This is a genomic window from Burkholderia sp. Ax-1724 (assembly GCF_011752995.1).
GTDB lineage: Bacteria > Pseudomonadota > Gammaproteobacteria > Burkholderiales > Burkholderiaceae > Paraburkholderia.
Genome location: NZ_VWWL01000016.1, coordinates 164,001 through 187,931, shown reverse-complemented (window position 1 = coordinate 187,931; position 23,931 = coordinate 164,001). Strand labels below are relative to the sequence as shown.

Here is a 23,931-nt window from a genome sequence, read left to right as displayed (position 1 = left end):
TGCCCGAAGTGCCCGAAGTGCCCGAAGTGCCCGAAGTGCCCGAAGTGCCCGAAGTGCCCGAAGTGCCCGAAGTGCCCGAAGTGCCCGAAGTGCCCGAAGTGCCCGAAGTGCCCGAAGTGCCCGAAGTACCGGAGGTGCCCGAAGTGCCCGAAGTACCGGAGGTGCCCGAAGTCCCCGACAACCCACCATTACCAAGCGGGTTGTTCGGAGTCTGAATAGTCGACCCGCAGCCGTAGAGTGAGAGAAGCATGGATGTCGCGACAGCGATGGCTGTACGACCGGCGAATTTTTGCATGATGTCCTCGTTGAACGACTATTGATGGAGGTCACCAATGCAAGTTGCAGGCCAAACGTAATTTATATTTCTATTTCTTCTTTTATAAGAACATTTACCGCCGAATCATGCGAAAGGCGCAATTCATATCTGTAAAACGCGTGTTTTTCAGATTGTCCGAGGGCGATGTACCGGCCGGTGCTACGTAACGTTCGAGCCGGGCGTAACAGTCTTTTGAGGCATTGCGCATAACGCTCCGTAGCGCCGCTGCCGAACCGCATGCGTTTTGCTTCGCCCATAGATAACTCACCGGCAGATCGGGCTGCGCGCTCCTGGCCACACACCGTGCATCGCCGTCTAAAGCTCGGGCACACGCTTTGTGCCCCGATGAAGAGACCATGCCCTCATCGCTCCGTCGTCGGCATCCGGCTCGCGCTTTCCCGCATTGGGTTGTTCCCGTCCGCGCCGCTATCGTCCGTTCCAACAGCGGGCCCGCGCCTGATCGTCGATTCGCGCAAGACGAGGTGCGGATCGAGCATCGAATAGCCGGCGTGTTCTTCGGCTTTGCCTTGCAGTTCGCCGAGCAGTTTCGTCATCGCGAGTTCGCCCATCTTCTCGCTCTGGAAATCCACCGAGGTCAGCGCTGGCGACGCGTATTCGCCATACGGCACGTTGTCGAAGCCGGCCACCGACACGTCCTGCGGCAACCGGAAGCCCAGTCCGCGCGCTTCCTTGATGAAGCCGAGCGCGATCAGATCGTTGTAGCAGATCACGGCATCCGGACGCCGCGGGCCGAGCATCAGTCCCGAGCACATGCGCTCGCCGGCCGCGGGCGACGGCGCTTGCGCCTCGTGAACGTCGAGCGGCAACCCGAAGGCGTCGAGACAGTTGCGGATGCCGCGAATCCGCTCGTCGTTCCAGCGCGAGCGGCCAAAGCCGAGATAAGCGATTCGCCGGTGGCCGAGTTTGACGAGGTGATTCGCGAGCATGTAGCCCGCGAGGCAGCTATCGGTGCCGACGCTCGAAATCGGAAAGCGCTCGCTGCGCCCGAACAGCACGACCGGTTTGCCGAGATCGAGCAGCCATTGCACGGAATCGTCGGGCATGCGCGAACTGACGATCATGCCGTCGACGCGTTGCGCGAGCGATTCGATCAGCGTTTGCTCGCGCTCCTGGCTTTCTTCGGTATCGACGAGCAGCAGCGTGTAGTCGTGCTGAAGCGCCACGCGGTTGGCGCCCTTCACGATGCTGGTGAAATGCGGATTGCGGATGTCGAGAATCGCGAGGCCGATGGTGCGCGTCCGCCCGGTGATCATCGAGCGCGCGAGCGGGTTCGAACGATAGCCGAGCTGTTCGATCGCCTGCTTGAGCCGCGCTTCGACGACCGGGGTAAAACGCTGTGCCCCATTGATGTACTTCGACACGGTCGCAACCGATACGCCCGCTGCGGCCGCGACGTCGCGAATGGTGGCACTCTTTTTCATCGGCTCGGGATAACGTTTTCCGGTAACTTCTTAATACTAACGGCAATGCCCCGCACCGTAAAGGCAAACGCCGCGCGCGCAGTGCCCGAATGGCGCGCCGCGAGCGCGCTGACAGCCTCAATAGCGCGGCTTCTTCGCGATCCACTCGGGGTGCAGCTTGCGCATTTGCGCGGCGTCGTTGCGCTGCGTCATGCCGCATTGCAGATAGCGCTCGTGCAGCGCGCCCAACGCGTCCCGATCGAGTTCGACGCCGAGGCCCGGCGCGTCGGTGACGCTCACGCAGCCGCCTTCGATCGCGATCTTGCCGCCCTTGAGCACTTCGTCTTCCTGCCACGGATAGTGCGTATCGCACGCATAGGTGAGATTCGGCACCGCCGCCGCGAGATGCGACATCGCCATCAGGCTGATGCCGAGATGCGAATTCGAATGCATCGACAGGCCGAGGCCGAACGTCGCGCACATCGTCGCGAGCGTTTGCGTGGCGCGCAGGCCGCCCCAGTAGTGATGATCCGACAGCACGATCTGCACGCCGCCGAGCGCGACGTTGCGGCGGAATTCGTCCATGCTCGTGACGACCATGTTGGTCGCGAGCGGCAGGCCCGTTGCGCGATGCAGCTGCGCCATGCCTTCGAGTCCGGGCGTCGGGTCCTCGTAGTACTCGAGATCGCCTTCCAGTTGTTTGGCGATCCTGATCGACGTATCGAGCGACCAGTTCGCATTCGGATCGATCCGCAACGGATGATCGGGAAACGCGCGCTTGAGCGCCTTCAGGCTCGCCACCTCGATGTCGGGGTCGAGCGCGCCGGCCTTGAGCTTGATGCTGCCGAAACCATAGCGCTCGATCATCGTGCGCGCCTGCCCGACGATCTGCCCGGGCGTGAGCGCCTCGCCCCAGCTATCGGGGCGGTACGAGGCATCGACGTCGCTCGCGTACTTGAAGAACAGATAGGCCGAGAACGGCACCCGGCGCCGCACCGCGCCGCCGAGCAGCTCGTGCAGCGGCACGCCGAGCGAGCGCGCCTGCAGATCGAGCAGCGCGACTTCGAAGGCGCCGAAGACCTTCTGCTCCGCCTTGTCCAACTGCGAGCCGGGCGCGAGATCGATCTCGACCGCGCTCGCTGGCGGCGCGCCCGCCGACAAGGCCGCGCGCACTTCGCGCGCCGCGCCGTTCAGATCGAACGGGCTCAGTCCGGGCAGGCGGTCCTTCACTTGCAGCAGGCCGTCGAGCACGGGCTTGTCGCCATACGTTTCGCCGAGGCCGATCAGACCGTTGTCGGCTTCGATCTCGATGATCGAGCGCAGCGCGAACGATTCATGCACGCCGCTCGCGTTGAGAAGCGGCGGGTCGCTGATGGCAATGGGCGTGACGCGGACGGAGGCGATCTTCATGGGGGCGGTTTGCTTTATCGATGAACGGCGCAGTCGCTTGCGCCTGGCGCGGGAGAAAGATAACGATTTCCAATTCTAGCGAGCGGTGGCGGTCGAGTAAATGCGCTTCGACATCGCAATTCGAGAATTTTGATGTCGCCGCCTATACAGAAATCGAGCATTCATGACGCGTGCCACGGATTTTGCTAGGGCAAGGAAAACGCCTGAAAGCACTCGATTTACCACTACGGTGGCCCGAAGAAAAAAGAAAACGTTTTCTTCATTCCGCGCCTTCGTGCGACAATCCAGCCGACAAAGACTATGCGGATTCCACCCGGTTTCGACCGGAGAATCGTCGCGGTGTCGATTGCGTTCGCGCCCGCCGGCTTGCCGCCGCGTCGCGCGGCACACGCCCCGCGACCAACGAAGCGCGCGGTTCGCCTGCAACCGCGCGACGCACGGAGACACGAGGTAACGGCATGACCAAGTCTATCAAGGTGAAAGGCCTGCGCTGGTGGATGATCGGGCTGCTCACGCTCGGCACGATCACCAACTATCTCGCGCGCAGTTCGCTGAGCGTGGCCGCGCCGACGGTGCTGCAACACCTGAACATTTCCACGCACGAATATGGCTGGATTACCGGGGCATTTCTCGTCATGTATCCGATCGGCGCGCCGCTGACCGGTTATCTGATGGACCGCGTCGGCTTGCGCATGGGCTTTCTGCTGTGCGGCGTCGCGTGGTCGCTGATCTGCATGGCGCACGGTTTCGCGGCGGGCTGGGTCGGGCTCTTCGTGCTGCGCGGCATGCTCGGGCTCGTCGAAGCCGCGTTCATTCCGGGCGGCATGCGCGCGGCGGCGTACTGGTTTCCGTCGCACGAGCGCGGCACGGCCGCGGGCGTGTTCAACCTCGGCACGTCGACGGGCGCGATCCTCGCGCCGCCGCTGATCGCGTGGTCGATCCTGCACTACAGCTGGAATGTCGCATTCCTGATCGTCGGCGGACTCGGGCTCGCGTGGGCCGTGCTGTGGCTGCTGCTTTACCGGCATCCGGACCGTCATCCGGCGTTGTCGAAGGAAGAGGCGGCGTATATCGGCGCGACCCAGGAGTCGAGCTTGCGCGCCGCGAACGGCTCAGGCCCGAAGGTCTTCGAGATTCTCAGGCAGCGTAATTTCTGGGGCATCGCGCTGCCGCGTTTCTGCGCCGATCCGGTGTGGGGCACGCTGGTCTACTGGATGCCGCTGTACCTCTATCAGGCGCGCGGCTTCGATCTGAAGGCGATCGCGCTCACCGCGTGGCTGCCGTTCGTCGCGGCCGACCTCGGCTGCATGGTCGGCGGTCCGTTCTCGGCGTGGCTCAAGCGCCGCTTCGACGTGCCGATCGTCAACGGCAAGCGCATCGCGTTCACGATGGCTGCGTTCCTGATGATCGGCATGGCCGGCGTCGGCTTCGTCCATAGCCCGGCGGTGGCGGTGTTCCTGCTGTGCCTCGGCGGCTTCGCGCATCAGACGCTGTCGATCACCGTGATCTCGATGTCGGCCGACCTGTTTCCGCGCCGCGAGGTCGGCACCGTGACCGGCATGGCCGCGCTCGTCGCGGGCTTGGGCAACTTCGCGTTCACGATGACGATGGGCTGGTTCGTGACCCGCGTCGGCTACACGCCGTTTTTCGTCGCGCTCGGTTTCGGCGATCTGATCGGCGCGACGCTGCTGTGGACGCTCGTGCGCCGTCCCGCGACGAGCGAAACGCCGGAAGCCGCGCCACAGCAAGCGCGGGCCTGATCAGAACTGCAAGGTCGCGCTCGCGACCGCCGTCCGCTGCGGCGACGGCGACACGTAGTAGCCCCACGCGGTCGTCCAGTAACGGCGGTTGAACAGGTTGTTCACGCCGGCGCGAAACGTAACGTCCTGGCCGGCGATCTTCGTTTCGTAGCGGCCGCTCAGATCGAACGTTGCGTAGGCCGGCACGAACTGCGTGTTGGCCGCGTCGACCGCCTGGTTGCCGACGTAGCGGCCGCCGAATGCGAGCGTGAGCGGCCGCAGATATGCCGGGTTGTATTCGATGCGCCCCGTCGCGGTAAAGCGCGGCGCGCCATAAATACGCTTGCCCTCGATGCCCGGATCGTCGATATCGACGGCCTTCGCGTCGAGCCACATCACGCCGCCCATCACGCGCCATTCGCTCGTCAGCGCGAGCCAGCCGCTTGCGTCGATGCCGGTGTAGCGCTTCGTGCCGTCCTGCACGAAGACGTTCGCGGTGTTCGTGTAGTTGTAGCCCTGATCCACGCGGAACAACGCGAGGTTCGCGCCCCAGCGGCTGTGATCGGACTTGAAGCCGACTTCGTACTGCTTGCTGCGCAGCGGGCCGAACGTTGCCGGATAGTTCAGGTTCGTGTTCGACGCCGCGCCGCCCTGTTCGAGCGATTCCACATAGCTCGCGTACAGCGTCGAGTACGGATCGGTCTTGAACATCAGCGCGAAGGTCGGCGTGACCGGGTTCGCGCTGTATTGCGACGTGACCGCGCCGCCCGGCTCGTACACGTTCTGCCGGTACTGCGTGTAGCGCACGCCGAGCAGCGCGGAGAGGCGCGGCGTGAACTGCACGGTGTCGCTCGCGTAGACGGCGGTCTGCGTGGTGCGCTGCTGGCGGTACAGTTCCTCGCCGATGCTCACTTCGTCGTTGCTCAGCAGCGTCGTGGCGTACAGGTTGCCGTTGCCGAGGAAGTAGCCCTCGTTCCAGCCTTCGCTGTTGCTGTACTCGCTCGTCTGCGTCTGGTAGCCGGTGCCGAGCACGATTTCGTGATGGATGCCGCCGGTGTCGAACTTGCCCTGCACCATCGCATCGACGTTCTGATAGAAGTAGCGCGTCATTGCCGCGTAGAGCGTATTCGCGTAGTTGCCGGCGGCGTCGGTCACATAGAGCAGGCTGTCCGAATTCGTGCGGTTTTCCTTCGCGAAGCGGTACTTCACGCTCGCGCGCCAGTTCTCCGACAGACGATAGTCGAGGCCCGCGCCGAACGACGCCATCTCGGTCTGATAGTAGTTCTGCGGCTGCGCGAGCGCGCCGCCGATCGTGCTCGCGTCGGGAATGCCGAGGCCGCCGCCGAACATCAGGCCGAAGATCGTGCCCTCGGTCTTGCGCTTCTGATAGAGCGCGTCGGCGCTGAAGACGAGGTCCGGCGTGATGCGGAAGTCGAAGGCGAGCGACGCCACCTGGCGGCTCACGTGGCCGTCCTGCTCGGCGGTGGTGCCGTATTCGTTGGCGAGATTCAGGCGATAGCCGAAGCGCTGGTCGTTGCCGAAGCGCCCGCCCACGTCGACGGCCTGGCTGAATACGCCCGCCGATCGATAGCCGAGCGTGAAGCTGCGGTACGGGTCGTCGGTCGGGCGCTTGAGCACGTAGTTGACGATGCCGCCCGGCGAGCCGAAGCCGTACATGAAGCCGGACAGGCCCTTGAGCAGTTCCACCTGCTCGAACGGTTCGAGCGAGAGGTCGGTGTCCCAGGACGGGAAGGTCTGACCGTCCACCTTGATGCTGTTGAGCGTATCGATCGGCATGCCGCGCACGTTGAACGTCGAGTTTTCGCTGATCGAGTTCTCGCTGCTGATGGTGACGGCCGGGTCGTATCTGAACAGATCGTTGGCCGTCGTCGCGAACAGGTCCTGGGCGTCGTCGCTCGTGGCGATACGCGTCGAGAAAGGCGTGTCGACCTGCTTGCGCGAGCCGAGTGCGCCCGCGCTGACGGTGTCGGCCTGCGCGACGGCCGCATCCTTCGACGCCGATACGCTCACGGCCGGCAGTGTCGTCGCCTCGGCATCGCTCGCCGCAGCCTGCTGCGCCCAACCCGCTGACGACAGCGTGGAAAGCGACAGCCCCGCGCTTACGAGCAGCCCCGCACTGAGGCGCGACGGGGTACGGCGCAAGCCGTGCGCGGAAGCGGGGCGGCGGATAACGGCAAGCTGGGCGGATTCGATGGATTTCTGCATGTTTGTTTTAGGTAGGCGTAGCGTGGCGCCGCCATGCGCCTATGCTGCGCGGCGGAATTCCAGTCGGCCGGGTGGTTGCGAGAAGTGATGAAGCGCTTGAGTCGTTAAGGTTGGCTAAACGGTTGAAACGAGCGATCCAGGTTCGAAATTTTCATAAATCATAATGCATATGATTCGCATTTACAAATAAACAGAGGGTCAACCCGAACTTCAAGTCATCTATAAGATATCTGTTTAAAGACCTGGATAATCGGCCGCAAAGCCTTATCTGGCGGGGCTTGACCCCTTTGGGCGAGGTGCGGCCGTCTGTTTGTCGCGCCCCGGATAGAGGAAAACACGCATATACTCACGGTCTGGCCGCAAACTGAGGGCCGCGGGTTGCGTCGTGTCGCATTGCGCCGTAGCCGCCGCCGCGATTGCGCTGGCTCCGCACCGCCAACGCTCTGTCTATCACTTCCTAGCAAAGCATCGATCATGTCCACACCGCCGAAGATCATCTACACCCTGACCGACGAAGCGCCCGCTCTGGCAACGTACTCGCTGCTGCCGATCGTCAAGGCGTTTACGCGCTCGTCCGACGTGCTCGTCGAAACGCGCGACATCTCGCTCGCCGGCCGGATCATCGCCGCATTTCCCGACTACCTGAGCGCGGAACAGAAGGCTTCCGACGATCTGGCGGAGCTCGGCGGACTCACCACGCGCCCGGAAGCGAACATCATCAAGCTGCCGAACATCAGCGCCTCGGTGCCGCAGCTGAAGGCCGCGATCGCCGAGCTGCGCGACCAGGGCTACAAGCTGCCGTCGTATCCGGACGTCGCGACGACCGACGCCGAGAAGGACGTCAAGGCTCGCTACGACAAGATCAAGGGCAGCGCGGTGAACCCGGTGCTGCGCGAAGGCAATTCGGACCGCCGCGCGCCGCTGTCGGTGAAGAACTACGCGCGCAAGCATCCGCACAAGATGGGCGCCTGGAGCGCGGAGTCGAAGTCGCACGTCGCGCACATGAGCAGCGGCGATTTCTACGGTAGCGAAAAGTCGGTGCTCGTGGCGGCAGCCGGCAACGTCAAGATCGAACTCGCGGCTGCGGACGGCTCGACGACGGTCCTGAAGGAAAAGACGCCGGTGCAGGCGGGCGAGATAATCGACGCGTCGGTGCTGAGCAAGAACGCGCTGCGCAGCTTCATCGAGGCGGAAATCGCCGACGCGAAGGCGAACGGCCTGCTGTTCTCGGTGCACCTGAAGGCCACGATGATGAAGGTCTCGGACCCGATCATCTTCGGTCAGGTGGTGTCGGTGTTCTATAAGGACGTGCTCGCGAAGCACGCCGAGGCGCTGGCCAAGGTCGGCTTCAACCCCAACAACGGTATCGGCGATCTGTACGCGCGCCTGAAGGATCTGCCGGCCGAAACGGCCGCGGCGATCGAAGCCGATATCAAGGCGCAGTACGAACAGCGTCCGCCGCTCGCGATGGTCAACTCGGACAAGGGCATCACGAGCCTGCACGTGCCGAGCGACGTGATCGTCGACGCGTCGATGCCGGCGATGATCCGCGAGTCGGGCAAGATGTGGGGCGCCGACGGCGCGCTGCACGACGCGAAGGCCGTGATTCCGGACCGCTGCTACGCGGGCGTCTACCAGGCGGTGATCGAGGACTGCAAGAAGCACGGCGCGTTCGATCCGGTCACGATGGGCACGGTGCCGAACGTCGGCCTGATGGCGCAAGCGGCCGAGGAATACGGCTCACACGACAAGACGTTCCAGATTCCGGCGAACGGCGTGGTCCGCGTGACCGACGCAGCCGGCGCGGTGCTGCTGGAGCAGCCGGTCGAGCAGGGTGACATCTTCCGCATGTGCCAGACCAAGGACGCGCCGATCCGCGACTGGGTCAAGCTCGCGGTGAACCGCGCCCGCGCGACCGGCACGCCGGCCGTGTTCTGGCTCGACGCGGCGCGCGCGCACGATGCGCAGATCATCCAGAAGGTCGAGCAGTACCTGAAGGACCACGACACCAACGGTCTCGACATCCGCGTGATGACGCCGGTCGAAGCGGCGAAGTTCTCGGTCGAGCGCATCCGCGCCGGCAAGGACACGATCTCGGTCACCGGCAACGTGCTGCGCGACTACCTGACCGACCTGTTCCCGATCATGGAACTGGGCACCAGCGCGAAGATGCTCTCCATCGTTCCGCTGATGGCCGGTGGCGGCATGTTCGAAACCGGCGCGGGCGGTTCGGCGCCGAAGCACGTGCAGCAGCTGGTCGAAGAAGGCTTCCTGCGTTGGGACTCGCTCGGTGAATTCCTCGCGCTGGCGGCGTCGCTCGAACATCTGGGCACGACGTACCACAACCCGAAGGCGCAGGTTCTCGCGAAGACGCTGGATCAAGCCACCGGCAAGTTCCTCGACAACGACAAGTCGCCGGCCCGCAAGGTCGGCGGCATCGACAATCGCGGCAGCCACTTCTACCTCGCGATGTACTGGGCCGAAGCACTGGCCGCGCAAACCGAGGACGCGGCGCTGCAGGCGCAGTTCGCGGGCGTCGCGAAGGCGATGGCCGACAGCGAGGCGAAGATCGTCGCCGAACTCGGCGCGGCACAGGGCAAGCCGGTGGACATCGGCGGCTACTACCGTCCGAATGTCGGTTTGACGAGCCAGGCAATGCGCCCGAGCGCGACGCTGAACGCGATCGTCGATGCGATCGCCTGAGGCCGAAGCCGCGTGCGCGACTGAGGCGGTGAGCATGACGATGGCTTCGAAAGCCATGCGGTAAGCACGCAGCCCGGCCGCCAGAACGGTGGCAAATACGACAATGGCGCTTTCGAGCGCCATTGTCGTTTCTGCGTGCACTGCTACGTCACCGTCGGTCATACCCTTTCCTGGTCCTTACACGTGAACGATTTCCCAATCGGCGAGATGCTCCGGAAACTCGAGCTGCGACGTGTCGAGTTCAGACAGATGCTCGCAGTTCAGGCCGCGCGCGAGATCGTCGGCGGCCTGTTGCGGGCTTGAAAATTCACCGAGCGTTTCGTTGCCGTAGGTGGCCTCCCAACCGTCCTGACCCGGCAGAATGTAGAACGCTCCCAACGTCGAACCAAAGCGAAAGCCTTTCATTTTTTGTCTCCCAGTTGCCAATAAAAAAACCGTGGTTCGTGACGGCTTCTTCGCAATCTGTGGGATTGGGGCGGACCGCTCTGTTAGGCCTTCCCGAATCCGACTGCGTGAAGCGCGTGCTCTTGTAAAAGAGTCTACGTCAGCGGCTAGTTGGGCAAGCAGGCGTCAAACGGTTCTTTCTAATAAAAATTATGTTTTAAAAACAACAATTTGCGAGCTTAATTTTGCGATGTGCAACGTCGGGCGGCATTGCGAAATGGCTGATTTGTGCCACGCACCATGATTTTTTACGAAGCGCGGCATCGTTTCGTATCGCGAAAAATAGGGGGCTGTGTTAGGCCTGAAATGACGGTGTGCGGCTTTGAGCCGAGCCAGGGTGGGTTTCGGCCTCGCTTTGTCATGGATTCCTGCCGGCTTCACGCCATCGGTTAGCCATGCGCCGGCCGGCGCTTCAGCCTGCGTTTAACCCCGCGATGCGCCGCAAAAACTCGAGCAGCGCGCGATCGAACTGCGCCGGCCGTTGCAGCGGCGCGAAATGGCTGACGCCGGGCAGGACAGTCAGCCGTGCGCCTGGAATGCTGCGCGCAAGATAATCGGCGTGCTCGGGCTTGATGAACTCGTCGTGCTCGCTTTGCACGATCTCGATCGGCACGCGGATGCGTGCAAGATCGGCCGCCGAATAGTTCGGCTGCGTGCGCATCATCTCGCTGACCGCGGCGACGAATGCATCGAAGTCGTTCGGCGTCGCCGAGAGGCTGGCGTAGTCCTTCGCATGGCGGCCGAAGCAGCGGTCGATCACCTCCGTCGGCACGAATGGCTTCGTCCCGGCCGGGTCCATGTTGCAGCCAAAGAAGAACACGCCTGCGACGCGCTCGGGCGCGAGCGCCGCCAGCACGAGCGATACGCACGCGCCGTCGCTCCAGCCGATCATCGCGGCCTTGGCGAGTTGCAGCGTGTCCATGACGGCAAGCACGTCCGACGCCATCAGTTCGTAGCGATAGGGCCGTGCATCGCGTGTGCTGCGGCCGTGGCCGCGGCTGTCGATCACGACGACGCGATGCCCCGCATCGAGCAGCGCCGGCACCTGATAACCCCAGTTGCCGCTATGTCCCAGTCCGCCGTGCAGCAGGATCACCGGTGCACCCGAGCCGTACGACGCGTACCAGATGCGCGCGCCGTCGTGCTCGACGTGGCCGCTCTGGTCCGTTGCCGGCAGCGGCGCGGCGCCCTGTGCGGCGAACTGTTCGAGGGCGTCGTCGTGGTGCTGTGGTGCCATGCTGGCCTCCGTCGCGTTAGCCGCGTGACGAAGCCGGCGCGAGCATGCTGCGCCGGCTTCCCGCCGGGAGTATCGAGGTGAAATGCAACTGCGCGGACTGGCCCAGTCTCGCGCCGATGCGCGGGCAAGACGCCCTCAGGCGCCGACTTTCGTCAACTCATGCGCGCGACGCAGCCGCTCGCGGCTGTTGCTCAGATGCATGCGCATCGCGGCGCGCGCGTCGTCGGCGTCCTGGCGTTCGATCGCGCGATAGATCAGCAGGTGCTCGCCGAGCACGTTGCGCAGCACCTCGATGTGATCGAGTTCGGCGATTTCGGCGGTGCCGAGCCGCGTGCGCGGACTGACCGAGCGGCCGAGCTGGCTCAGCACGTCGAAGAAATAGCGGTTGCCGCTCGCTCGTGCGATCTGCAGATGGAACTCGATGTCGTGCGCGAGCGTGTCGGTGCTGCCGCGCTCGAGTTCCGACTCGAAGCGGTCGAGCGCGGCGTAGATCTGCTTGAGGTTCTGCTCGGTGCGGCGCGAGGCAGCCAGTGCCGCTGCGGCGGCCTCGACGTCGATGCGGAATTCGATGATCGCCATCACGTCGAGCATGCTGGAGAGATCGGCGGCGGGCAACTGCATCGGTTTTTCGGCGGCCGGGGCGAGCACGAACGTGCCGATTCCGTGCCGTGTCTCGACGACGTTGGCCGCCTGCAGGCGCGAGATCGCCTCGCGCACCACGGAGCGGCTCACCGAGAGCTGCTTCATCATCGCGACTTCGGTGGGAATGCGGTCGCCCGGCCTCAGCGTGCCGCGGCGGATTTCATCGGAAAGAGTGGCGACCACCTTTTCAGTTAGGCTGCTCATTTTTGTGGCTTGTTGACTGATCCAGCAAAGTATCGCACAGGACTTTACTGGATTCCCATGCGTTCGACGGTAGCGCTCGGGGCTATTGCGCGCGCGGGCGCATGGTGGGCGCGCGGCGCAACGGGCCGTTATCAGGCGTTCCAGGCCGCTTGCCTGCCTGCGCGCAACTAACGGTCAAGCCGTTGCCGCGCCTGCGGCTTGCCGATACAGGTTATCGGAAAATTATAGTCATCAGACGTCTTAGTTCGACGTGGGACACGTCATGAGTTCCGGGTCTTCATGCCGTAAAGCCTTGTGCCTTAGAAAGATTTCAGGGTAAACACTCCTCTGGAATCGTCTGGGATATCGGAGTAGACTGTCGTCGTACAACGTGTCATGCTTGTCATGAGGCGATGTGCTTCGCCCGGATGCGCATCGTTGCGGGAGTCCCGAGGCCGCAACGTCCATTGGCTACACTGACGGTCGCAGGCGGCCGTCGATTCTTGCCAGTTCGCATTTCCATCCGGTCCGCTCGAAAGCGCGCAACTCGCGATGTCGTCGAAGGCCGGCTCATTTCACAAACAGGTGCTTTTTCCATGTCCACGAAACCAACCGAATCGAACGCCACGCCGGTCGTCACCGAACTGCGCGTCGTGCCCGTCGCGGGCCGCGACAGCATGCTGATGAATCTGAGCGGCGCGCATGGCCCGTTCTTCACGCGCAACATCGTGATCCTGCGCGACAGCTCGGGGCATACCGGCGTCGGCGAAGTGCCGGGCGGCGAGAACATCCGCAAGACGATCGACGATGCGCGGCCGTTCGTCGTCGGTCAGTCGATCGGCAATCTGCAAGCAATCCTGAACAAAGTGCGCACGCAATTCGCCGACCGCGACGCGGGCGGCCGTGGTCTGCAGACTTTCGACCTGCGCACGACGATTCACGCGGTGACCGCGCTCGAAGCCGCGCTGCTCGATCTGCTCGGCCAGCATCTCGGTGTGCCGGTCGCGGCTCTGCTCGGCGAAGGCCAGCAGCGCGACGCAGTGGAAATGCTCGGCTACCTGTTCTATATCGGCGATCGCAAGAAGACCGATCTGCCGTACGCGGACAACACCGGCGCGCGCGACGACTGGGAGCGCGTGCGCACCGAAGAGGCGCTGACGCCGGAAACGGTCGTGCGTCTCGCCGAGGCCGCGCAGGCGCGTTACGGCTTCAACGACTTCAAGCTGAAGGGCGGCGTGCTGCCGGGCGATGCCGAAATCGAAGCGGTCACGGCGCTGGCCGAGCGCTTCCCCGAAGCACGCGTGACGCTCGATCCGAACGGCGCATGGTCGCTCGCCGAAGCGGTGCGCCTGTGCCGCGACAAACACGACGTGCTCGCCTACGCGGAGGACCCGTGCGGCGCGGAGAACGGCTATTCGGGCCGCGAAGTGATGGCCGAATTCCGCCGCGCGACCGGTCTGCCGACGGCGACCAACATGATCGCGACCGACTGGCGCCAGATGGGTCACGCGATCCAGTTGCAATCGGTCGACATTCCGCTCGCCGATCCGCACTTCTGGACCATGCAGGGCTCGGTGCGCGTCGCGCAGATGTGCAACGACTGGGGCCTTACGTGGGGTTCGCATTCGAACAACCACTTCGACATCTCGCTCGCGATGTTCACGCACGTCGCCGCTGCGGCGCCGGGCAAGATCACCGCGATCGATACGCACTGGATCTGGCAGGACGGCCAGTTCCTGACGCGCGATCCGCTGCAGATCGTCGGCGGCAAGGTCAAGGTGCCGCAGAAGCCGGGTCTCGGCGTCGAGCTCGACATGGATGCGCTGGAGAAGGCGCATGCGCTGTATCAGCAGCACGGCCTCGGCGCGCGCGACGACGGCGTGGCGATGCAGTATCTGATTCCGAACTGGACGTTCGATAACAAGCGGCCTTGCCTCGTGCGCTGATTCGGGCCGCACGGCGGTTGAGGTAGTGTGATGTAAAGAGAGCGGCTGCGTGGTTTCCCATGCAGCCGCTCGATGTTTTTCAAGGCCCGGTGTTGGCGTATGCCCGGGCGAATGCGCTTCACTCCAGGTTCGCTCATTGCGTATCGAGCGGACTCATCGGAGACCTTGCGGAAGCGCTCGTGTTTTCGTCTCGCCGAATCTTTGCCCATCCCTGCCGATCCTCTGCGGCAACGCTTGAGTTGTCGATCTTGAAATTCTCATCGGACATCAGCGCATCAATATAAGCCATTGTTTTTATTGGTTTGATGTAAACCCTAGTCGTCTGATGACGAATTTATATCTACGATGCCTATCACTGGATAGCAGACCGTGTCGCCGCTGTTAGCCCGAGGTTCGATTCGGCACGCGGATGAACATCAAGGGACGAAAAGCTTCCAGTCAGGCCTGCATGCTTTTGGGAGTCGAAGCTGAAGGGAGACAGCCGGCCGGGTCATAACAACTCATCAGGTAGTAATCCTTAGTACTAGAACGAGCAGTGCGTCTCGCGCATTTGTGCCTATAACAATTGAGGAAAGACAATGTCTGTGAAATTCATTCAGAGGAGAACCGCCGCCGCCGCAAGCATCATGTTCTTTCTGGCGGCGTGCGGAGGCAGCAATAACCCCAACCCATCGTCGACGGCTTCGGCGCCCACCCCGGCATCGACGCCGTCAGCCGCAATGCCGTGGATGAATACGTCGCTTTCTCCTGAAGCACGCGCGGCACTGCTTGTCCCTGCCATGACGCTCGCCGACAAGGAGGAGCAACTGGCCGGTTCGAACCCCGGGATTCTGCCCGAGTTGCCGCAGTGCTATGGCGCGCGGCACATTCTCGGTCTCGCGAAGTACGCGATTCCGACTCTGCGGATTACCAATGGCCCTGTCGGCATCGGCCAGAACGATTGCGTTTCTCCGTCCGTAACGGGCTATGCAGCCTATACGGATTCCAGTTCGGCCAAGGCGACGGCCTTGCCGTCGGCGATGGCGATGGCGGCCTCGTTCGATCCTTCCGTGGCAACCCAGTTCGGTAACGTGGTCGGCGTCGAGGGCGGGAATCTGGCGCTGCACGTGTTCGAAGCGCCCGGTATGAACCTGGCACGCTTGCCGGTGGGCGGCCGCAATTTCGAGTACATGGGCGAGGACCCGTATCTCACGGGCACGATGGGGGTCGCCGAAATTCAGGCCGTGCAGGCTCACGGCATGATTGCGATGGCCAAGCACCTGGTGGCGAACGAACAGGAAACGAATCGCATGACGATTCAGGAGAGCGTCGACGATCAGACGTTGCACGAGCTCTATATGCTGCCGTTCGAGATGGCGGTGAAAGCAGGCAACGTCGGCGCCGTCATGTGTTCGTATAACTCGGTGAACGGTTTCTCGATGTGCGAACAGAAGCATATTCTCTCCGATGTTCTGCGCGGGCAATGGGGCTTCAAGGGCTACGTGCAATCGGACTTCTTCGCCGCGCATAGCACCGCGCCGACCATGCTGGCCGGTATGGATAACGAAATGCCGCTGCCGCAGAACTGGACCCCGGCGAACCTGAACGCGGCGCTGGCCTCGGGCCAGATTCAGACCTCGGACATCGACAATGCGCTGCTGCGTCGCTATACGCAGATGTTCCGCGCGGGTATCTTCGATCGGCCGATTGCTCAGACTGCCATCAATGCGACGGCGGACGGTACGGTCGCGAAGCAGATCGGCGAGCAGGCCGCCGTGCTGCTGCAGAACAACGGTACCTTGCCGCTGAAAAAGACGGTTCGAAACGTGCTCGTGGTCGGCAAGGCGACGCAGGTCTATGCCCAGCAGGCCGTGGCCGGCGGCAGCTCGGTCGGCAACCCGATGGGTTCCGGCGGCGGCAGCTCCGATGTCGTCGCCTTGTACACGGTGACGCCGGTGCAGGGCATCAAGGACACGCTCGCCAATCTCGGGAACACCGGCGCAACGGTTCACCTGGCGCTCGTGGACGACAGCAATTCGACCGCCACGATCGATGGCGCGGCCGCGTCCATCTCGGCTGTGACGACAGCGGCGACCAGCGCCGATGCCGTGATCTTCATGGCCGGCTCCATGTCGGAAGAAGGCGCTGACCAGGCGACATTTACGGACTCGACGGGCCTGACGCTCGACACCGGCAAATACCTGAATACGCTCGACTGGTATGCGCCGAAGTCGAACTCGATCACGACCTCGAGTACCGCGAAGAACAGCAACACGCTGGCGTTGCTCCAGACCATCGTCGCGGCAAACAGCAATACCGTGCTCGTGCTGAAGGACAGCGCCGCCGAGGCTCTCGATCCTTCGCTTCTCACGGGCGGCACGTCCGCACCGGGCGCGATTCTCGAAACGTGGTTCCCGGGCGAGGAAGACGGGCATATCGTGGCGGATCTGCTGTGGGGTGTTGCGAATCCGTCCGGCAAGCTGCCGGTGACGTTCCCGCAGGTCGGCCAGGGCTTCATGGATTCGATCACGCCTTATCAGTATCCCGGCGTGTCGATCAACGGAAGCGCGACGGTGACTTACTCCGAGGCACTCAATGTCGGTTATCGCTGGTATGACGCGATGGGTAAGACACCGGCATTCCCGTTCGGTTATGGCCTCTCGTACTCGACCTTCACGATTACCAACCCGACCGTGAGTTCCGGCGCGAACGGCACGTACACGGTGACCGCGGTCGTGAAAAACACGGGTTCCGTGGCGGGCGCCGAAGTGCCGCAGGTGTACGTCGCATTGCCGAGCTCGGCTGGAGAGCCGCCCAAGCGTCTGGTGGGATTCCAGAAGGTCAGTCTGAATGCCGGCGGATCGCAGACGGTGTCCATCACGATCGATCCGGCCGCGCCGAATCATCCGCTCAGCACCTGGAACAAAGACTCGCAGCAGTGGACGACCCCGGCCGGTTCTTATTCGGTGTACGTCGGTAACTCGTCGCGCAGCCTGACGCTTGCGGGAACGATTACGCAATAACGTCGTGTTTAACGTTGCGTAAGTCGCCGGAGTCCGATGCTCCTTCGGACTCCGGCATAAGCGCTCGAACCAACCTGAGTGGTCCGCCGAATGAAAGTACTATCACGATGGATGCTTGCACTGGTGTTCGGTGCAACGCTTCCCCTGGCCGCGAGTGCCGCGGAAAAGCCGTTTGTCACCGTCAACGGCAAACCGGTTTCTCAAGCAGACGCCGACTTGTATATCGGACAGGCGCATGCGCAAGGTTTTCCCGATTCGCCGCAACTGACCGACCACGTGCGCGACGAACTGGTGCGCCGCGAAGTCATCTTCCAGGCGGCGCAGAAGGCCGGCTTCGACCGGCAACCGGACGTCGCGGCGCGCGCCGAGGCGGCCCGGCAAAAGATTCTGGCTCAGGCTCAGGCAACATGGGAGACTGAAATCGTCAGGGAGTACATGCAGGACTTTCTCAAGAAAAATCCTGTCACTGACGATCAATTGCGGGCGATGTACAACGACATGAAGGCGAAAGGCGGGAGTACCGAATATAAAGTCCGCCATATCCTCGTCAAGGATGAAGGCGCAGCCAAAGACATCATTGCGAAGCTCAATAAGGGCGCATCGTTCGCGGACCTTGCTCGCGAATCGGTCGATCCGGGTTCGAGATATAACGGCGGAGACCTGGGCTGGGTCACGTCCAGCAAGGTCGTCAAACCGTTTGCCGACGCGATGGCTCATTTGCACAAGGGCGAATACACGCAGACTCCGGTTAAAACCGGCTACGGCTTTCACGTCATAGAAGTGGATGACACCCGCCCGTTGCAGGTGCCCTCGTTCGAGGACATGAAGCCGATGCTGTACCAGCAGGCACAGGCCGAACTCGTCGACAGAATGGTGAAGAATCTTCGAGCCAAAGCCACGGTTCAGTGAGCAGGCTCCCCTGACGTTCATCTCTTTGGGATGCGACGGAGAGCCTGGCGAGACGTTATCCGGCCTCTTCGACCTGCCCATTCGCTCCCCGCGCCCTTATCCGGACCGGGGAGCTTTTTTATTCGAGCGGGGCACGCGCGATTCGCCGATCGCAACCGAACCGCTCAGTTCTTGTGAAACACCACGTGCGAAATGCGCGGCACGAGCAGCGCGGCCGCGAGCGATGCCACCGCCGTCAGCCACACGCCGAGATGGATCGACTGCACGAGCGCATCGCGCGCGCTATCGATCAGCGCGAGCGTGTCGAGTCCCGACGGTTTCATATCGGCGATCAAGCGGATGCGCGATGCTTCGTCGATCAGAATGCGCAGATCGACGAAACGCGGCTGCCATTGCGACGCGGCCGGCTCGCCGAGCACGCTCATCGTGCGCGTGACGACGCTGCGGTAGTGATGCGAAACCACGGTCGTGACGATGCTCGTGCCGAGCATGCCGCCGACCATACGCGTCGATTGCAGCAGCGCGGTCGTGATGCCGAAGCGTTCGCGCCCGGCGATCTCCTGGGCGAACACGTTCAGATTGTTGAGGATGAACCCGAGCCCGATGCCGACCGCGGCCATCGGCAGCGCGATGCGCACGTGCGGCGTATCGGGATAGGCAAACGCAAGCGCGATCGACGCGAACATCAGCAGGGCGAAGCCGATCGAGAGAATCCGCGTGGGCTTTTTCATGTGAATCACGATGCGCGTGTTCAGCAGGCTGCCGAGCGCGATGCAGGCGGCGATCGGCGTGGCGAGCAGGCCGGCCTGTTGCGGCGAGAGGCCGAAGCCGCCTTGCAGCAGCAGCGGCGCGAAGAAGATCAGCGAGAACATCACGAAGCCGGACAGCATGCCGAGTGTGAACAGTGTGACGAGCTGCGAGTCCTTGAACAGGTCGAGGGGAATGATCGGGTGCGTCGCGCGTTTTTCGCAGATCAGCAGCGCAACCGTGCCAAGGACCACGCAGGTGCCGAGCACGACGTTGCCGGTCGTGAGGCCATGCTTCGGCACGCCTTCGATCAACGCCTGCAAGCCGCCGAGCACGGCTGCGACGAGCGCCGCGCCGAGCCAGTCGATTTTCACTTCGTCCTGTTGCGGACGCCGGAAGCTCGGCAGATGCGCCCAGGTGAAATAGAGCGCCGCCACGCCGACCGGCAGGTTGACGAGAAACGTGGAGCGCCAGCCGAGGTGTTCGCTCATCCAGCCGCCGAGCGACGGCCCCGCCGCCGTGCCGATGCCGTATGCCGCGGCCAGCACCACCTGCCAGCGAACGCGGGTGCGCGGATCGGGGAACAGATCGGGGATCGAGGCGAACGCGGTGCCGACCATCATCCCGCCGCCGATGCCCTGCAGCCCGCGCGCGATGACGAGAAACAGCATGTCGTTGGCGAGCCCGCACAGCACCGACGCCACCGTGAACGTGATGACCGAGGCGATCACGAAACGCTTGCGGCCGAAGTAGTCGCCGAGCCGCCCGAACACCGGCACCGTCACGACCGAGGCGAGCAGGTAGGCGCTTGCGATCCACGCGAAGTATTCGAAGCCGTGCAGTTCGGCGACGATCGACGGCAGCGCGGTACTGACGACGGTCTGGTCGAGCGCGACCAGCATGTTGACGAGACCGATGCCGAGCATCGCGAGGAGGGCGTTGCGAAACGGCAGGGCGGAGGCGGGGGCGGTGGAATTCACGTGTCGGGCAGAAGGCGGTTCGGGTGGGCGCTGCGCGGTGGCGGGCGGGTCGGGCTCTTGGCGGCTTCGTGCAATGCTAGTTGTCTGACCTCTTGATGATTATACGGGTTTCCCCTTAATCGAAACTATTCGTTGAACGAAAAGAGACACGGGGAGGGCAAAAAATGGCCGGTCTCGCTGCGCGTGCGGGAAGGCGCCGGCCCATGCGTGCCGAACATGGTCGAACCTGGCCGAACGTGGTAAGTTCGCTCGCGATATATGTCCGATATGTGTCCGCGGAGGACTTCATCCTGCACGACGCCCCGGCTTCATTGCTCAAGACGGCCCGTACGATCCTCGCGGCCGCATGGCGCCAACGCGATGCGGCGAGGTTTGGCCGGGCCGTCGCCATGAGCGCCGCGTTGCTGCTCCCTTGCCTGCGCGAGGCGGCCGCCGCCGACATGAACGCCGGCTTCGTCTCGCTCTACGGCGTCTTCGACACCAGCATCGAAATCACCGATCCCGGCTCCGGCTGGACGCCGCGCATGGATTCGGGCGCGTATCGCGGTTCGCGCGTGGGCTTGCATGGCGCGGAGCCGATCGGCGGCGGCACGGCGATCGTGTTTACGCTCGAAAACGGTTTCAGCTCGGCCGACGGCTCGTTGCAGGTGCCCGGTTCGCTGTTCAACCGGCAGGCGTGGATCGGCGCGCGTGGCGCGTGGGGCGAAGTGAGAATGGGCCGTCAATATTCGCCGATCTACATCCCGTTCAAGGGCGGTCTCGACGCGTTCGGCGCCGGCACGATCGCCTCGGGACTCAATAATCTGTCGAAGATCACGCCGTATGCGAACAATGCGTTCGCTTATCTGTCGCCGCGGATCGCCGGTTTCGGCGCGACCGTGATGATGGCGACGCGCGATCCCTCCGAGGAGGACGGCAACGGCCTCGACGGCTATTACGTCACGGCATCCTATCGGCTCGACGGACTGCACGTGCTGTACGCGCATCAGCAGACGCACGGCGCCGGCGCGCTGCGCGCGAATCTCGGCGGCGCGAGCTACGGCTTCGGCAAGTTGCGCGTGTGGCTCGCCTTCTTCAACGGCGACGGCGGCACGCCGGTGTATCACGGCGCGGGCGGATCGCTGTCGGCGCAGTACCGTTTTTCCGCCGTCGCGCGCGCCTCGCTCGGCTATGCGCACGTACGCGACTACACGCTGGCGGGCGCGAACGCGGACCAGTTCAGCGCCGCCTTCGAATACGACGTTTCGCCCACGCTGCTGCTTTACTTCAGCGCCGCTTATCTCGCCAATCACGACGACGCAAGCTTTACGCTGCGCGGCGTCAACGTGACCGGACTGCCGGTGGCTTATCCGGGCGCGCCGGTCGCGGGCGTGCAATTCGGCCTGCTCGAACGGTTCTGACACGCCGCGCAATACAGCGGGTTTTATTCACTGATTACCCAATCATTAGATAAAAGCGCTTAAATTTTCTGGAATGTGGGAAACAGGATAGGCGGGGACCGGGCGTATTAATTTTGAGATATCGCGTGTGATTTTTTGGCGAAACTATGATTTGCGTGGCAGGAATTTGACAGATTGCCGTAAATACAAGGTTTGCGGAATAAAAAAAGGCCGACACGATGTGTCGGCCTAAAGATCCTGGCGTCCGAGGATGTTTGCCAGAACCTGAGAGACATGCCCACAAACCGGCGCAGGGCACGGTGCACGGGACTTCGAGCCGGAAACCGGAGCGTATGAATATCGCGTCGCGGTTTCCCTCGTCAGGCTGGGACGGCATGTTTGGCCGATGGCGCTGGCGAGTGGGATATTAACCAGAAAGCATGGCGGCAAGTATAACGTCAGCCCTGAAATTTGTGGGTACGAATGAGGCTAAATTAATTGTAAAAAAGTTCTTCTGCTTATCCAGATATTGGCCGGCTCGAATAAGGCGCCGATACGGAGTCGATAAGACGCCGAATTGAGCGGCGCTACGCCCGTTCGAGGCGCCGGTTTGAAGCGCGGGAGCCGATAGCGCAGGATTCGCGGGACAGGCGCTATGCTACCGGTTTCGTCTATCCGAGGAGAAACCCATGACGCAGCCAGCAGGTTCGATGATTACCTTCAACCGTCCCGATGGCCGGCAACTTCAGGGCTACTTGGCCAAACCGCGGAAACCGGAGGGCGCGCCCGCGGTCGTCGTGATCCAGGAATGGTGGGGCGTGAACGGGCAGATTCGCGGTGTCGCCGACCGTCTCGCGCAGGCCGGCTACCTCGCGCTCGTGCCCGACCTCTATCGCGGCAAGTCGACGGTCGAGCAAGAGGAAGCGCACCATCTGATGAGCAGCCTCGATTTCGGCGATGCCGCCACCCAGGACGTGCGCGGCGCGGTGCAGTATCTGAAGCAGCACGCGGCGAACGTGGGCGTGACCGGCTTTTGCATGGGCGGCGCGCTGACGCTGCTCGCGCTGTGCAACGTGCCCGAAGTGGCGGCCGGCGTCGTCTGGTATGGTTTCCCGCCGCTCGACTATCTCGACGCCTCGAAAATCAAGGTGCCGGTGATGGGCCACTGGGCTCTGCAGGACGAATTCTTCGCGGCGGAAACCGTCGACGCGCTCGAAAAGAAGCTCGGCGAGGCGAACGTCGACCTCGAGTTTCACCGTTATCTCGCGCGCCACGCGTTCGCGAACGAAACGGCCGTCGGACCGGGCCGCATCGCGGCGACGCAGTACGATCCGGCATGGGCGCAGCAGGCGTGGGATCGTACGTTGACGTTCTTCGGCCGCACCTTGTGGAAATGAGCGCTTAGCGCCGTTCAGCGGCAGACTGGGGGCAGGCGGGGCAGGCGGGAGCGGCGCAGGGCATCCCGCCGCGCCTCACGCGATTCACGCGAGGACATCTTGACGACCGATTCCGCAACGGGCTACGCGGCCGCTCCGGTTTGCGACTATAGCCACTTCGATACTTACGGTAGCGCCGCGCGCCTGCAGTTGCCCGCGTGGCGCGAGCGCGTCGGCCATTTTCTCGACGTGCCGATCTCGCGCCGGCAACTGGCCGACGGTTTTCGCGGCAGCATCGACAGTTACCGCGTCGGCGGCATGGCTTTCATGGACTGCCGCACCGATCCGGTCGAGCAAACGCGCGCGGTCGCGCGCATCTCCACCGACAACGTGTGCCAGTTCGTGTTTCATGTGGCCGTGGACGGCGTGGTCGAAACCGCGACGGGTCTTTATCCGAAGCGCAATGCGGTGCAAACGGTGCCCGGCATTCTCGCGCTCGATCTGAACCAGCCGATGTGGATGACGCGCGGCCCATGCCGCGTGATGGCCTTGTTCGTGCCCCGCGAGATCGTGGAGGCGGTGCTGCCGGAGGCGGCGTCGATTCATGGCCGCGTGATCGAATATCATTCGCCGCTCGCGCGGATGATTCCCGCACATCTTGCCGAGCTGTCCCGCTCGTTGCCCGAGATGAGCCCGCAGGCCGCCTACGAGGCGCTCCGCGGCTGCGCGATGCTGATCGCCGCGGCCTTCGGCAGGCAGACTGGCTTGACCGGCAACGCGCGCGCGGCGGCGCGCACGGCGATGTTCGCGAGCGCGCGCCGCTATATCGACGCGCATCTCGGCCAGGCGGATCTGACGATCGACAAGGTGCTCGCCGTATCGCAGCTTTCGCGGCCCACGCTGTATCGTCTGTTCGAGCCGGAGGGCGGACTCGCCGCGTATATTCGCAACCGGCGGCTGCGCGAAGCGGCGGACGAGTTGCATCGCTATCCGCACAGGCCGGTGATCGAAGTCGCGTATGGCCTCGGCTTCAATAGCGCGTCGGATTTCAATCGCGCGTTCCGGCGCGCTTACGAAATGTCGCCGGGCGATTTTCGCGAGGCGGCGCTGGCGCTCGACATACGCAGATAAGCGCGTGGCGAAGCCCGATGCGCGCCGCACATGCATGCAGATGCAGCGCGAGCCGCCTATCGGCACGTCGGGCACGCCGGGCACACCAGGCACGCCGCGCCGGTCCAGTGAGGCCGTGATCGTTCGGCAAAACAGCCGCT

At 63.4% G+C, this 23,931-nt stretch carries 17 protein-coding genes; 9 read left to right on the top strand and 8 right to left on the bottom strand.

Translation table 11 applies throughout. The features are described 5' to 3' along the window. Positions 1 to 215 (top strand): hypothetical protein (locus F3J19_RS33010; protein WP_275692071.1); only part of this gene is annotated, 215 nt, incomplete at its 5' end. Between the two features lie 463 nt (positions 216 to 678). On the opposite strand, the gene F3J19_RS20075 is transcribed toward F3J19_RS33010, so the two are convergent. After that, entirely contained in the window at positions 679 to 1,758 is a 1,080-nt protein-coding gene (locus F3J19_RS20075) for a LacI family DNA-binding transcriptional regulator (protein WP_167044880.1), read from the bottom strand. Positions 1,759 to 1,875: 117 nt separating this feature from the next. Continuing rightward, entirely contained in the window at positions 1,876 to 3,147 is a 1,272-nt protein-coding gene (locus F3J19_RS20070; protein WP_167044877.1) for a glucarate dehydratase family protein, read from the bottom strand. Positions 3,148 to 3,605: 458 nt separating this feature from the next. Here F3J19_RS20070 and F3J19_RS20065 point away from each other — a divergent pair, with 458 nt between their 5' ends. Continuing rightward, a complete protein-coding gene (locus F3J19_RS20065) occupies positions 3,606 to 4,907 on the top strand; it encodes an MFS transporter (protein ID WP_167044875.1) in 1,302 nt (433 codons plus the stop codon). Here F3J19_RS20065 and F3J19_RS20060 read toward each other — a convergent pair whose 3' ends face one another. After that, the gene (locus tag F3J19_RS20060) at positions 4,908 to 7,112 is read right to left on the bottom strand and encodes a TonB-dependent receptor (protein WP_167044872.1); all 2,205 of its coding nucleotides are present in this window, start codon (positions 7,110 to 7,112) and stop codon (positions 4,908 to 4,910) included. Between the two features lie 474 nt (positions 7,113 to 7,586). Between F3J19_RS20060 and F3J19_RS20055 the strand changes: the two genes are divergently transcribed. Beyond that, positions 7,587 to 9,815 carry an NADP-dependent isocitrate dehydrogenase gene (locus F3J19_RS20055; protein ID WP_167044869.1) on the top strand — a complete coding sequence of 743 codons (2,229 nt, stop codon included), beginning with the start codon at positions 7,587 to 7,589 and terminating at the stop codon, positions 9,813 to 9,815. Between the two features lie 177 nt (positions 9,816 to 9,992). On the opposite strand, the gene F3J19_RS20050 is transcribed toward F3J19_RS20055, so the two are convergent. From F3J19_RS20050 to F3J19_RS20040, 3 genes are all read right to left on the bottom strand, one after another. After that, a complete protein-coding gene (locus tag F3J19_RS20050; RefSeq protein ID WP_167044865.1) occupies positions 9,993 to 10,220 on the bottom strand; it encodes a hypothetical protein in 228 nt (75 codons plus the stop codon). A 451-nt stretch (positions 10,221 to 10,671) separates the two neighbouring features. Then, a complete protein-coding gene (locus tag F3J19_RS20045) occupies positions 10,672 to 11,496 on the bottom strand; it encodes an alpha/beta hydrolase (protein ID WP_167044862.1) in 825 nt (274 codons plus the stop codon). 135 nt (positions 11,497 to 11,631) lie between these two features. Beyond that, a complete protein-coding gene (locus F3J19_RS20040) occupies positions 11,632 to 12,342 on the bottom strand; it encodes a FadR/GntR family transcriptional regulator (protein ID WP_167044859.1) in 711 nt (236 codons plus the stop codon). A gap of 575 nt (positions 12,343 to 12,917) precedes the next feature. On the opposite strand from F3J19_RS20040, the gene gudD reads away from it, so the two are divergent. Next, a complete protein-coding gene (gene gudD / locus F3J19_RS20035) occupies positions 12,918 to 14,267 on the top strand; it encodes a glucarate dehydratase (protein WP_167044856.1) in 1,350 nt (449 codons plus the stop codon). Between the two features lie 595 nt (positions 14,268 to 14,862). On the opposite strand, the gene F3J19_RS32700 is transcribed toward gudD, so the two are convergent. After that, complete coding sequence (locus F3J19_RS32700) at positions 14,863 to 15,048, bottom strand: hypothetical protein (RefSeq protein ID WP_240159098.1); 186 nt, start codon at positions 15,046 to 15,048, stop codon at positions 14,863 to 14,865. Between F3J19_RS32700 and F3J19_RS20030 the strand changes: the two genes are divergently transcribed. Continuing rightward, positions 15,047 to 17,269 carry a glycoside hydrolase family 3 C-terminal domain-containing protein gene (locus F3J19_RS20030; RefSeq protein WP_240159096.1) on the top strand — a complete coding sequence of 741 codons (2,223 nt, stop codon included), beginning with the start codon at positions 15,047 to 15,049 and terminating at the stop codon, positions 17,267 to 17,269. The genes F3J19_RS32700 and F3J19_RS20030 overlap by 2 nt on opposite strands. 111 nt (positions 17,270 to 17,380) lie before the next feature. Beyond that, positions 17,381 to 18,178, top strand: coding sequence for a peptidylprolyl isomerase (locus F3J19_RS20025; RefSeq protein WP_167044850.1), 798 nt, complete (start codon positions 17,381 to 17,383; stop codon positions 18,176 to 18,178). Between the two features lie 164 nt (positions 18,179 to 18,342). Here the strand turns inward: F3J19_RS20025 and F3J19_RS20020 are convergent, their stop codons facing one another. Further along, a complete protein-coding gene (locus tag F3J19_RS20020) occupies positions 18,343 to 19,851 on the bottom strand; it encodes an MFS transporter (RefSeq protein WP_167044929.1) in 1,509 nt (502 codons plus the stop codon). A 494-nt stretch (positions 19,852 to 20,345) separates the two neighbouring features. On the opposite strand from F3J19_RS20020, the gene F3J19_RS20015 reads away from it, so the two are divergent. The 3 genes from F3J19_RS20015 (at position 20,346) to F3J19_RS20005 (ending at position 23,791) form a co-directional block, all read left to right on the top strand. After that, entirely contained in the window at positions 20,346 to 21,305 is a 960-nt protein-coding gene (locus F3J19_RS20015; RefSeq protein ID WP_240159103.1) for a porin, read from the top strand. A 668-nt stretch (positions 21,306 to 21,973) separates the two neighbouring features. Then, positions 21,974 to 22,681: a dienelactone hydrolase family protein gene (locus F3J19_RS20010; RefSeq protein WP_167044847.1), complete on the top strand. Its 708-nt coding sequence runs from the start codon at positions 21,974 to 21,976 to the stop codon at positions 22,679 to 22,681. Positions 22,682 to 22,780: 99 nt separating this feature from the next. Then, positions 22,781 to 23,791 (top strand): helix-turn-helix domain-containing protein, encoded by a 1,011-nt coding sequence (locus F3J19_RS20005; protein ID WP_167044844.1) that lies wholly within the window; start codon positions 22,781 to 22,783, stop codon positions 23,789 to 23,791. Positions 23,792 to 23,931: the final 140 nt, after the last annotated feature.